This is a genomic window from Carboxydocella thermautotrophica (genome assembly GCA_003054495.1).
In the GTDB taxonomy this organism is placed as follows: domain Bacteria; phylum Bacillota.
Genome location: CP028514.1, coordinates 1,373,941 through 1,386,450, shown reverse-complemented (window position 1 = coordinate 1,386,450; position 12,510 = coordinate 1,373,941). Strand labels below are relative to the sequence as shown.

The following is a 12,510-nucleotide window of genomic DNA, read 5'->3' as shown; positions in this document are numbered from 1 at the left end:
ACCCCCACCCAATATTATTTTAAAAGAAAATAGCCAGCTACTAGTATCAATATTTCTGTGATTTCATTAAGTGCTCCATAGAGATCACCTGTTAACCCACCAAAAAGTTTTGTAAACTTCTTTCCCCATAAAAGAGCAGTAATTATTGAAATTAAAAAAAGAAAAATATCAGCAAACTCTAACCAATAAGACATAATGATAAGGCTCAATATTGTAAAAAATGAGGCTAACATGAATTCCTTTTTTCCAGTATAGTTTTTAAACAAACTTCCCAATCCTTGTGGTCTAATATAAGGAAAAAAATAAATTACTACGACTTGATTGAATCTCGCCAGAACAGGCGCTAGTACGATCAATACCAGTTGCTTATTTTTAATAATTTCAATTAAAAAGCTGTATTTTAACAAATACAGACAAAAAGCACCGATTACTGCATTGCTGCCAACATGGCTATCCTTCATAATTTCTAACATCCGTTCAGGAGATCTGTTACTGAAAACTGCATCAATTGTATCTAGCAAGCCATCAATATGCATGGCACCTGTTAAAATAGTGTGAGCCCAAATTAGTAATGCAGCTAAAATAACACTACTTGCAAATGGTGCCAGAAAAACGGCAATTAGTAGATAAATTCCCCCCAGTAACAATCCGATTACTGGAAAATATGCGGTTGCTTTACCGAATGCTTTTTCATCCCATTTAACTTCAAACAGCGAAATTCTTGTTAAAGCATGTAAGGCAAAGATAGCTGACTTCATTTTAATTTACCCCTAACTTTAGTACTAGAGCTATACCTAAAAATCCAATGAAGGTTATAGTTAATAAGCCTGCAGTGAAAACAATTTTTTGGGTATTAATTATATCTCGCAACTCAAACTTCTTATTTTTATCTCCTAAGGTAGCCCGCCACTGTGGCTGACCATGGTAATAGTTTAATCCTCCCAGCTGAACTCCTAATAAACCAGCTATTACTGCTTCTGGATGACCTGAATTTGGGCTGGGATGTTTATGGGCGTCCCGCAACCATATAATGAAACTTTGTTTTAGATTGAATCCTAATATTCCACCTGTGATTAATAAGCCCAATCCTCCTAATCTAGCGGGTAGCCAGTTAACCACATCGTCAAGGCGGGCTGCCCACCTCCCAAAATAAAGATAACGAGAATTTTTATATCCCCACATAGAATCTAAAGTATTTATGGCACGATAAATTATCGCTGCGCCAGGGCCTCCAAGAAGAGCCCAAAAAATGGGCGCAAAAAAACCATCGATGAAATTTTCCGCTACAGATTCAACAGTTGCTCTAATTATTTCTTCTTCATTCATATGTTCAGTGTCTCTGCCGACAATTTCAGCTACTTTTTTCTGGGCTAAAGCTATATTCCCTCTAGATAAAGGTTTTAATATTTTTGTTGCTGCCTTTAATAAACTCTTTAGAGCTAAGGAAAAATAGATGAGAATTGAGCCAGTGAAGACATATAAAATTTCATTATAGGCATAAGTTACGCTCAAAATTATTAAGCAAATTAGAGAAACTGCCAGTAAATAAACAATTAGCGCAATTATGCCCGATACTAATGCTTTTTTAAAATCGTTATGATTATGGTTCAGTCTTGCATCAATGTAAGCAGCCAGTTTTCCCATTCCTACTACGGGATGGGGTAACCATCTAGGGTCAGCTAGAAGCAAATCTAAAAAAAATGCAATAAAAATCATTATAATATTATTAATAATCCAATGCTCCATTTTTATCCCTCAATACCATTTTCTATCAATTTCATTAAATACTCCATATTTAAATTTTCTTTAATTAAATTGCCTAGCTGGGTTAAATTGTACTCTCTCCATTCTTTATAGTTACGCAAAGTAGTAATAGGTAAAAGTTTTTTTCGTTGACGCAAATAATTTAACCAGTTTCGACGGAATTGGTCATTATCAAAAATGCCATGAAAATACGTCCCCCAAATTTGTCCATGTGCAGTAATTGCTCCATCAGTTCGATTGTCATCCAGCTTAATAAACGGGGTTTCGGAAGGATCAAGAATGGTTTGACCCATGTGAATTTCATACCCTTTTACATCAAGTCCTGACTCTTCCAAATTAAAAAATTTATTAGTTAAAATACCATTACTAATTGTAGTTGTTTTTTCAGGCCAAAACTCTGTTTTCATTTTGATAAAGCCTAAGCCAGTTTCGAACCTTTTTGTACCTTCCACACCATGGGGATCGTAGATTTTTTCCCCTAGCATTTGATAGCCACCGCATATTCCCACTATTGGAATCCCTTGGGTTTGAGCGCTTTTTAAATAACTTTCCCAACCGGAAGTTCGTAAAAAGTTCAAATCGCTGATGGTATTTTTACTGCCAGGAATAATGATAGCATCAGGGTTGCCTGCAGCAGAAGGGTCAGATTCAAAACGCACACCTACATCTGGCTCAAATTTTAATGCATCAAAATCTGTGAAATTAGATATCTGAGGCAAGCGTATCACTACAATATCCAATCCGTTTGGTGGCAGAGGCTTAGATTGAATAGACATAGAGTCCTCTTCTTCCAGTGCCAGCTTTTGATAGGGCAGAACTCCTAAAACAGGAACCAGCGTTTTTCTTTCCAATATCTCAATCGCTGGTAAAAACAGATTGACATCGCCTCTAAATTTATTGATAATAAACCCTTTAATCAGTTGCCGTTCTTCTGGTTCTAATAATTCCATAGTTCCAACTAGTGATGCCAAAACGCCCCCGCGGTCGATATCTCCAACAAGTAAGACGGGCGACCTGGCATATTTAGCAACTCGCATATTTACAATTTCAGTATCTTTTAGGTTTATTTCCGCTGGACTGCCGGCACCTTCGATAACAATAACATCGTATTGATTTGCTAATCTGTGAAAAGCATCAGTTACAATTTTCCATGCCTGCAGCGACCAAGTGTTATGATACTCTCGAGCAGACATGTTACCGAGAGGCTTCCCCAATACTACAACCTGGCTTTGCATATTACCGGCAGGTTTTAATAAGATGGGATTCATATCAACACTGGGTAATATACCAGCAGCTTCTGCCTGTAATGCCTGGGCCCTGCCTATTTCCCCACCCTCATATGTAATGTAGCTATTCAGGGCCATATTTTGCGCTTTGAAGGGAGCTACTTTTAGCCCCTGTTCTTTCAAAATCCGGCACAAGCCAGCAACAATTAATGATTTACCGACATTAGAGCCAGTTCCCTGGACCATAATAGTCTTTGCCGCCATTATATCCTCTCCCCGTGCTTTTTTATATCTATTGCTATACCACACCAGACAAAATAAACTTTATTGCAAATTTCACCTAATAGCTGGTGTAAAGTTCCCAGTGCATCACCAAAGGTCCGGGTTAACTGGTTGCTGGCTATTCCTCCTAACCCAACTTCATTACTAACCAAAATAACTTTTCCTTGATATGTTTTTATTGTTTGCACCAAATCAGCAAACTCTTTTTCCAAATTCATTTCACTCAGCAATAAATTAGTTACCCACAATGTTAGACAATCAATTAACACCGTTGGTTGGACATCCCACTGATTTAGTTCATTTAGAATACAAGCTATTTTCTGTGGTTCCTCAACTGTTTGCCAGTGTGACGGGCGGCGTATTTTATGTTCATTTACTCTTCTGGCCATTTCTTCATCCCAGACCTGTGCAGTAGCAATATACACTACTTGCCTATCCGATGAAGCTAATTTTTCTGCCCACTTACTTTTCCCACTGCGGATGCCACCAACTACCAAAATTTTTTCCCCCGGCAAGTTTGTTACCCCTTTCTCCCCTGAATATTTTTTGCTATACTATGTCATAGATTTCTTGGATTGGAGGCAATATATGTTAAGACGGTTCAAGCAGTTTTTTGGGGCTATATTTTCGAAGATGACTGATAAAGATCGAGAATATGTTAACTCATATTTAAACTTGATGGAACAAACCCTTTTTTATCATTTGGATCCCATAACCCAAAAGCATTGTGTCCGGGTTGCCAGAACCTGCGAAAAATTATTTGATCGACTAGATTCTGAGCAACAAAGCCGTCTTAATCGAGAAGCATTGATTAAAGGAGCTCTATTACATGATATCGGTAAGGTAAGTTTCCAAATATCCTTGCTGGAAAGAGTTATCATGGTAATGGTAAATGCCCTTTTCCCAGGATTAGTTAAAAAATATGCATATCTTGATTATCGCAGTCCGTTATCCTGGTGGCATCGCATGTGTCATTCCTATCTTTATCACGGGGAAATTGGCTGGAATGTAGCCAGGACCATTAATACCATTGATTCTATTACCTTACAACTAATTAGGCATCACCATTCTCAGGAACACAAAATTCCCGCAGAGATCGAGATTTTAAGATTGGCCGATAATCTCAATTGAGATCATCGGCCAGTTTGTTTCTTATCACATCCACCAGTTCATTGATTAAATGAGGTAATGGCTCATTGCTATTGCTTATTAGCTTGATTTGATCACGACAAATAGGTAAAAGATATTTTTCTTTATCTATACTAGCTATAGCCGTAGCTATAGCAGGAGTTATTTCCCCTAACATTGAATTCGGAATAACTATACCTAGCGGTCCCACAATTATGTCTACGTTTTTAATGCTGTAACAAATAGCATTTTCTCCTGAGGCAGCCTCATTGGCTCCTGCTTTCAACATATTAGCGGCCGCCCAGGCATTGGTAGCCAGGGCTATTATCTCGATTTTTTCCCCAAAAACTTTACGCAGTTTTTCAGTAATATGTTTTCCAATACCTCCGCCTTGACCATCAATCACAGCAATACGCATAAAACCTCTCCCTAACAAATCCTGGGCAACTGATCGCCGGCCAGCATGTCGAGAATCCTTTTTCCGCCCAAGGCTGTTTTAAGGTAAACTTTATTATTTGAGTTTTCTTTAGGTTTGTCTACTACTTTACCGATAATCGCCGCGTCACGGCCAAGAGGATGGTTCTTGATTGTAGCTAATGCTATATCAGCAAATTCTTCCGGTAAAATGGCGATAAATTTACCTTCATTAGCAATATATAAAGGATCTAGCCCAAGAATTTCACAGGCACTAAAAACCTCATCCTTTACTGGAAGCTTTTCCTCCCATAATTCTATCATTACATTACTCTGGTAGGCTATTTCGTTGAGGGTAGTTGCCAAACCGCCACGTGTGGGATCGCGCAAAACATTTACCCGGGGTACATTTTCCAGCAACAGGGCAATTATTTCATTTAAAGGAGCACAGTCACTGAAGATAGGTACGGAAAATTCCAGTCCATGTCGTTCAGCCATTACTGCTACCCCATGGTCTCCTAAAGTTCCATTTACGATTATTACATCACCTGGCTGAGCGTTGCGTCCGCTAATATTTCTGCCTTCTGGAATTAATCCAAAACCTGTTGTGTTAATGAAAATGCCATCGGCTTGTCCCTTTCCAACTATTTTGGTATCGCCTGCTATTATTTTCACACCAGCCGATGCGGCCGTCTCAGCCATACTCTGGACGATTCTTTCCAGTTCTGCCAGGGGGAACCCTTCCTCAATTATGAAAGCTGCTGTCAAGTATAATGGTATTCCACCGGACATGGCGACATCATTTACAGTTCCACAGACAGATAATTTCCCTATGTTTCCACCGGGGAAAAAGATCGGATTAATAACGAAAGAATCAGTCGAAATAGCCCAGTTCATACTGCTGCCTGGTACGATAGCCATATCATCCTGTTTTATGAGAATTTCGTTTTGAAAATACTTCAAAAACAGTTCAGAAATTAGGCGATGAGATAATTTGCCACCACTGCCATGGCCGAGTGTAATAAATTCCATGGTTCACACCCCATATCTGTAATATGCTGCGCATGTTCCTTCAATAGAAACCATACATGCACCTACTGGTGTTTCAGGAGTACATTTTCTACTAAACAATGGACATTCAGGTGGTGTAACTAGGCCCCTTAAAACTTCCCCACAACGACAACCCTTAGGTTCATGAGCAGAAAAATCGGGAATGTTAAACTTTTCCTTTGCATCAAAAGTTTTGTATTGATCTTTTAATTCAAGGCCTGTTTCGGGAATAAGACCGATACCACGCCAGTAGGCATCGGCAGGTTGAAAAATTCGATTGACTATTTCTCTGGCCACTGGATTGCCTTCTGTTTTAACAATTCTAGGATAAGCATTTAATATTTGAGCCTGGCCGTTTATAAGCATTTGCAGGATTTCATAAATTCCCATTAGAATATCCACGCCTTCAAAACCAGCTATTACGCCAGGCAAGTTATATTCGTTAGCAAGGAAAACATAAGGCTCAAGGCCGATAATAGCAGAAACGTGTCCTGGTAATAAAAATGCGTCTATTCCTATTTCTTTGTTTTCAGCTAAAGCCCTTAATGCGGCAGGGATCGTTTTATGGCTTCCTATAATTGAAAAGTTATTCAGTCCCTGCTCTGCTGCCAGCAAAACCGCACTGGCTACGGTTGGAGTTGTTGTCTCAAAACCTATACCCAGAAATACAACTTCTCTTTCAGGATTTTCCTGTGCTATTTTCAGTGCATCTAACGTACTGTATACAACGCGAATATCAGCACCCAATGATTTGGCCTGGGCCAGGGAATACTTACTACCAGGAACTTTTAACATATCGCCGAAACTGGTTAAGATTACACCTTTTTCTAGGGCCAGCCAAATGCTCTGGTCAATGTAGTTATTAGGTGTAACACAAACCGGGCAACCGGGCCCGGATAGCAATTTCACATTTTCAGGCAACAGAGAACGAATGCCCGATTTAAAGATTGAAACTGTATGGGTACCACACACTTCCATTATTTTTACTTGGGGCAATTGTAAGGCTAGCTTGGTGATTTCCTGAACTAGATTTTTTGCTAGTTGCGGGTTTTTAATTTGCGAAATGGTGTTCAGCATTTTTTTCCTCCAGCTCCTGTAATAATTTAATAGTTGCTAAAGCAGCTTCCTCATCTACAACATCAATAACAAAACCAGCATGAACAAGCACATAATCATTAACTGAAGCGGACGGACATAGTATTAAACTAACTTCCCGTTTAACTCCCATCAGTTCCACAACTCCAGTGTTTTCTTTCTTTTCAATCAGTTTACCAGGTACAGCTAAACACATTATTTTTCACTCCTTAAATATGCTAAATAAATTTGACCGGCAGCTATGCCACCATCATTACAGGGAATTGTCTGATGCCAGTAAACTTCGAAATTGTCCTGTTCCAACCTTGAAACACTTTCTCTTAAAAGAATTTGATTCATGAACACCCCACCACTCAGACAGACCTTATTTATTCCGTACTGGTTTCTTATTAAGAGGCAGATTTCATTGATTGCATTTGCTATGGCTAAATGGAAGCCAAAAGCAAGGGTTGAAATAGCCTCACCTTTGCGGAGATGGGCGGAAATTTGTTGTATTAGCGGTCGCCAGTCAAAAAACCATTTTTTCTCCTGCTGGATTATATCTAATTTTAAAGGAATTGATTTAGTGCTATGATAAGCTATATTTTCCAGCTCAATGGCAGCCTGTCCATCATACGTAATTTTTTCACGTAAATTTAGTATTGCTGCTACACCATCAAATAGCCGTCCCATGCCGGTGGATAGAAAAACGTTAAGATGATTGGATAGCATTTTCTTGAAAATACTAATTTCGGGCCTATTGTTAAAGTTGGCATTCTTTTCTTTTATACCGGCTAGCTCCTGTAAAACATATCCTAAACGCCAGACTTCCCTAATAGCTTTTTCGCCACCAATTAACGGTATGGGAAGTAAGTGAGCTACTCGCCGAAAATCTTTACCATCACCGATAAAAACTTCACTGCCCCAGAGAGTTCCGTCGTAACCATAACCAGTGCCATCAAAGGCAATACCGATAACGGGCTCTGCCAGTTGATGCTCTAGCATGCAAGCTCCAATATGTGCCTCATGGTGCTGTATAGCCAGTTTAGCAACCGGTTGTTCCAGAGCCCATTTAGTGGCTAAATATTCAGGGTGTAAGTCGTGTACGATTAGGCGCGGTTTTAAATCCAAAAAACTTGTCAGGTCATTTATACATTCTTCAAAGGCTCGATAGGCTTCCTCATTTTCCAGGTCGCCCAGGTGATGACTGAGAATAATATCTTTACCTTTAGCTATTGCGATAACATTTTTTTGTTCTGCTCCCGTTGCAATAATATGGCTAAATTCCTCAGGCAGTTTGATGGCTAGAGGAGCAAAACCACGAGAGCGTCTTATCATAAAGAGTTTGTCCCTAAAAACGGTTGCAACTGAATCATCACAGCGGCGTTTAATTTCTCGATCGTGTAACAGAAAGTAATCTGCAATCTGATTAAGATTTGATACCGCCTCATCATTTTTGTATTCTATAGGTTCATCCGTTTTGTTGGCGGAAGTCATAACCAGATACGGTGGTGAAAACTCAAATAATACCCGATGCAGAGGAGTGTATGGTAACATCACCCCATAATTAGGATTTACAGGGGCAATCTCATCAGCCAGAAGCTGAGTATCCTTTTTGGGCAGCAGGAGAATTGGTTTTTCAGGACCTTGAAGGATTTTTTCACTATAAATGCTAGTTTGCACTATCGCCTTTAGTGTATTGATGTCTTTGCACATAACAGCAAGAGCTTTTTCTTCCCGGTTTTTTCTCCGTCGTAAAGTTTTTACCACGTCAGAGTTCCGGGCATCGCAGGCGAGATGAAAACCCCCCAAGCCTTTGATAGCAATAATCTTGCCAGCAGATAAAAATTCTCCCGCTTGTTTTATAGCTTCAATACCTCTGGCGATAATGTTTTTTTGTCTATCGAGCAGACTGACCTGTGGGCCACAGTGCCAGCATGCATTAGGCTGGGCATGAAAACGCCGATTTGTGGGGTCGTTATATTCCGCCGCACACTCCGGGCACATTTGAAAAGTTTTCATTGTAGTATTAAAACGATCGTAGGGTAAAGCTTCGATAATTGTATAACGAGGGCCACAATTTGTACAATTTATAAAAGGGTATAAATAACGTCTATCTTCCGGAGTTAACAATTCTTTTTCACAGTCAGAACATAAAGCTGTATCTACAGGTACAGATATTTGTTTGTCACCTGCTCCCTGGCTTTTGACAATGATAAAACCTGATTGCATTGATATAGGTAACTCAGTATTAATTATCTCAATCTTGTCAATTACAGCCATAGGAGGAGCTACAATTGGTATCTGTTGAACAAATGCGTTTAACACTTCCTCTGACCCTTCTATCTCTAAAAAAACCCCTTGGGTATCATTGCCAACCAATCCGCTGAGTTGATATTTGCTGGCAAGATTGTAGATAAACGGCCTGAACCCTACTCCCTGTACTACACCATAAATGCGGACTAGCCAACGTTTAATCATAATCCAGCAGCCTTTCTCACCATTCTTTGATGATCAGGATCAGTTATAGAAACACCCGATTTAGTATAACTGGAACCGTGGGTACGGCTGTTAAGAAAATGAACGCAAAAATGTCCGGGAAAGTTGTTAATTGCAGGAGCTCCTTCTCCATGGGGCATACCATTGATTGAGGCCGCCCAGTATTGTCCGTTATAACAAACAATAACCGCTCTTCTGTCCCAGCTCCACCTTCCATAAAGAGATCTAAGGACTTCAGTATCAGCAGCTGTTAAAGGAATAACATCGGCATGGTTATGCCCGTAAATCCGCTTGACATTAAACTGTTTCCCGGTTTCCAGATCGATAATTTGGGCAATTGTACCTACTTCCCAAAGCTGATTGACTAGCGACCAGTCTATCAGCTGTCCATACCCTGGTTTACGGAGGTCTCCACTGCGGCTAACAGTTTTTGTTCTACTTTCGTTCTGCTTTTTTAATGTTGCCCATGTAGCTGGGCCTACTTTACCATACGCCGGTAGACCCATGCGTTTTTGCCATTTAACAACTGCAGCATGGGTACGATTATCAAAAATGCCGTTAATAGGCCCATTATAGACTTTTTTCTGTTTTAGCAAAACTTGCAATTCTTTAACCAAAGGACCCTTATCACCGTTTTGCAAATATTTTGTTGCCCCCAGGGCACTTGGTATGAACATCGAATGGAACAAAATAATACATAGCATATAAATAGCTAATTTACGCAAAAGAACGGCTCCTTTCTTAAAATATTATGACAAAACTATTATAACAAGAAAAAACAGCCGAAACAATTCCGAAAGCTGACGGAAATTGTCGTGAATTGTCTGATAATTTATCAACAGAATTATCCACAGTTGTGGATAATTTTTTTTATAGCTTACATTCAGGTAGCATTATTGTGGGATTATTTTTAATTGCCGAATTGAGTTCTTCCACATAGCGCGTAGACAGGCGTACTTTCCCCATCAATCCTCTTTTTTTGCCCCGCGGTCCATGACAGTCAGAACCACCAGTAATTAATAAATCGAGCTTTCTGGCAATTTTTAAATAAATTTGAATCTGGCGTGCGTTATGGTCGGGATGAAATACTTCCACTCCCATTAACCCGTGTTTTAATAAATAATAAATAATATCGTCTCTAGCAAGAACCCCTGGATGAGCAAGAACAGGTACCCCGCCAGCTTGAATAATGATTGAAATAGCTTGCTCTGGACTAAGTTTAAAACGAGGTACGTAGGCGGGTGCTTCTGGCCCAATATACAATTCAAAAGCTTCGCGTTGGGTGCTGGCATAACCCTTCTTGATTAATGCTCTTGCTATATGAGGACGTCCTAAACAGCGGCCTCCAGCTTCTGCCAGTATATCAGAAATATCAATGTCGATACCGTTACGCTGCAACTTTTCAATTGTTTTAATTACCCTTTCCCTTCTTGCTGCTTGCAAGGTTAGCAACATATCCGCAAATTGGGGATGAAACATGTCGGGATAATAACCAAGAATGTGTACCTCCAGTCCCTTCCATTCAGTGTTTATCTCGATTCCCGGGATGACTTTAACATTATGTTTTTTACCTGCAATTAGTGCCGAATTAATGCCATCCATAGTATCATGGTCAGTTATAGCAATAGTTGTCAACCCCAGGGCAGCTGCCTCAGCCACAATTTCTTCCGGGGATAGGGTGCCATCAGATGCCGTTGAATGGAGATGGAGGTCAGCGGGCATATCAATTCCTTCTTTCAGGCAAATTTGAATTAATAATGCGTAACCAATTAAGACCGATGATTTTATGCACTAATTCGTCTGAATATCTTTGATAAAGGCTTTCAATTATTTTCATCCAGCTTTCAGGGCCAGTAATTCCAAGTGGTAGGCTGTCAGTGCCGGCAAAATCACTGCCGAAACCGACATTGTTTTCTCCTCCTAAAGCTAGAACATGGTCGAGATGTCGAATAATATCATCCATTGTAGCCTGTGTCTTGCCGCTCAAAAACTCTGGGACGAAAGTTATGCCAATTAGACCTTGGTTAGCAATGAGGGCCTTGATTTGACAATCAGTAAGATTACGCTGATGTGGGCAAAGTTGATAACAGTTAGCGTGGCTAACTACTATCGGTTTTGTAGCTACTGCCATTACATCCCAAAAACCTTTTTCGGCAAGATGAGCTAAATCTAAAATAACCCCTTTATCCAAACACCATTTTACCACAAGTTTGCCTATTTGGGTAAGTCCCTTTGCTGAACTGCCAGCACCAACCCCATCTGCAACCAGGTTAGATCTGTTCCAGGTTAAGCCAATTAACCGATATCCTAAAACAAAGAGAGCTTCCAACTCAGCCATATTTCCGGAAAACAGATCTAACCCCTCAATCCCTAGAATTATTCCATACTGGGTAGAAAATGGCCGTTCCGTTAAAATTGGTAGATTTAGCCTCCTGGCAATTCTTCTAGAGATATCCCACAATGAGAACAAGGTTGACCATTTTGATTCCTTTACCAGCATTGAATCTGAGAAAAAAGTATTTAACACCTGAATATACCGGCCTTCCACAGGTCTAGAATCTATTGCTGGTTTTTGCCCTTGAAATTCGGCCCAGGGGGCATCACAATGGCCATCAAACAGTAAAACCTTTGAATAGTCCAACGCTTCACGCCTCCTTCCCATAAAATAGAAAAACCTGTTTGTGGAGACAAACAGGTCAAATATCTTGAAAAAAATATTTTATCTGGGCTCTACTATTAACTTTATGGCTGTTCTTTCTTCACCGTCGATAATAATATCGGTGAAAGCTGGAATGCAAATAAGATCCATACCGCTTGGAGCAACAAAACCCCGGGCAATAGCAACCGCTTTTACAGCCTGGTTGATCGCTCCAGCTCCTATGGCTTGAATTTCGGCACCGCCCCTCTCACGCAAGACCCCCGCTAATGCACCTGCTACAGAATTTGGATTAGACTTTGCTGAAACCTTGAGGACTTCCATTTACACAACCTCCTTACAAAATAGGGATGTAATTTTTTTCTTTTGTTCCCAATTATAAATATTCGCCAACAATGAAAAAATTCCTTTTTGTAG

14 protein-coding genes are annotated in these 12,510 nt (G+C 39.9%); 1 reads left to right on the top strand and 13 read right to left on the bottom strand.

Annotated elements, in window-relative coordinates:
- Positions 1-14 precede the first annotated feature (14 nt).
- The 4 genes from cobS to cobU are packed head-to-tail and all read right to left on the bottom strand — an operon-like array spanning position 15 to position 3,787.
- A complete protein-coding gene (gene cobS, locus CTH_RS06990) occupies positions 15-758 on the bottom strand; it encodes an adenosylcobinamide-GDP ribazoletransferase (RefSeq protein WP_078664415.1) in 744 nt (247 codons plus the stop codon).
- A 1-nt stretch (position 759) separates the two neighbouring features.
- The gene (gene cbiB / locus CTH_RS06985; protein WP_107753404.1) at positions 760-1,746 is read right to left on the bottom strand and encodes an adenosylcobinamide-phosphate synthase CbiB; all 987 of its coding nucleotides are present in this window, start codon (positions 1,744-1,746) and stop codon (positions 760-762) included.
- Positions 1,747-1,748: 2 nt separating this feature from the next.
- Complete coding sequence (locus CTH_RS06980) at positions 1,749-3,254, bottom strand: cobyric acid synthase (RefSeq protein WP_078664413.1); 1,506 nt, start codon at positions 3,252-3,254, stop codon at positions 1,749-1,751.
- Entirely contained in the window at positions 3,254-3,787 is a 534-nt protein-coding gene (gene cobU / locus CTH_RS06975; protein WP_078664412.1) for a bifunctional adenosylcobinamide kinase/adenosylcobinamide-phosphate guanylyltransferase, read from the bottom strand. The genes CTH_RS06980 and cobU overlap by 1 nt, the downstream gene beginning before the upstream one ends.
- Positions 3,788-3,860: 73 nt before the next feature.
- On the opposite strand from cobU, the gene CTH_RS06970 reads away from it, so the two are divergent.
- Positions 3,861-4,403, top strand: a complete 543-nt coding sequence (locus CTH_RS06970) for an HD domain-containing protein (RefSeq protein ID WP_159073833.1) — start codon at positions 3,861-3,863, stop codon at positions 4,401-4,403.
- Here the strand turns inward: CTH_RS06970 and CTH_RS06965 are convergent.
- The 9 genes from CTH_RS06965 to CTH_RS06925 all read right to left on the bottom strand — a co-directional run bounded on the left by CTH_RS06965 (position 4,396) and on the right by CTH_RS06925 (position 12,417).
- Positions 4,396-4,818 (bottom strand): DUF3842 family protein, encoded by a 423-nt coding sequence (locus CTH_RS06965; protein WP_078664410.1) that lies wholly within the window; start codon positions 4,816-4,818, stop codon positions 4,396-4,398. The two genes, CTH_RS06970 and CTH_RS06965, sit on opposite strands and share 8 nt — an antisense overlap.
- Before the next feature lie 11 nt (positions 4,819-4,829).
- Positions 4,830-5,846: a hydrogenase expression/formation protein HypE gene (gene hypE / locus CTH_RS06960; RefSeq protein WP_078664409.1), complete on the bottom strand. Its 1,017-nt coding sequence runs from the start codon at positions 5,844-5,846 to the stop codon at positions 4,830-4,832.
- Positions 5,847-5,849: 3 nt separating this feature from the next.
- Positions 5,850-6,941 (bottom strand): hydrogenase formation protein HypD, encoded by a 1,092-nt coding sequence (gene hypD / locus CTH_RS06955; protein ID WP_107753400.1) that lies wholly within the window; start codon positions 6,939-6,941, stop codon positions 5,850-5,852.
- Entirely contained in the window at positions 6,916-7,155 is a 240-nt protein-coding gene (locus CTH_RS06950) for a HypC/HybG/HupF family hydrogenase formation chaperone (protein ID WP_078664407.1), read from the bottom strand. The genes hypD and CTH_RS06950 overlap by 26 nt, the downstream gene beginning before the upstream one ends.
- A complete protein-coding gene (hypF, locus tag CTH_RS06945; RefSeq protein ID WP_107753398.1) occupies positions 7,155-9,419 on the bottom strand; it encodes a carbamoyltransferase HypF in 2,265 nt (754 codons plus the stop codon). Before hypF ends, CTH_RS06950 begins: the two co-directional genes overlap by 1 nt.
- Positions 9,416-10,162 carry a peptidoglycan-binding domain-containing protein gene (locus CTH_RS06940; RefSeq protein ID WP_107753396.1) on the bottom strand — a complete coding sequence of 249 codons (747 nt, stop codon included), beginning with the start codon at positions 10,160-10,162 and terminating at the stop codon, positions 9,416-9,418. Before CTH_RS06940 ends, hypF begins: the two co-directional genes overlap by 4 nt.
- A 145-nt stretch (positions 10,163-10,307) precedes the next feature.
- Complete coding sequence (locus tag CTH_RS06935) at positions 10,308-11,159, bottom strand: PHP domain-containing protein (RefSeq protein ID WP_078664404.1); 852 nt, start codon at positions 11,157-11,159, stop codon at positions 10,308-10,310.
- A 1-nt stretch (position 11,160) separates the two neighbouring features.
- Positions 11,161-12,078: a dipeptidase gene (locus CTH_RS06930; protein WP_159071869.1), complete on the bottom strand. Its 918-nt coding sequence runs from the start codon at positions 12,076-12,078 to the stop codon at positions 11,161-11,163.
- Between the two features lie 78 nt (positions 12,079-12,156).
- Positions 12,157-12,417, bottom strand: coding sequence for a stage V sporulation protein S (locus CTH_RS06925; RefSeq protein ID WP_078664402.1), 261 nt, complete (start codon positions 12,415-12,417; stop codon positions 12,157-12,159).
- Between the last annotated feature and the right edge of the window lie 93 nt (positions 12,418-12,510).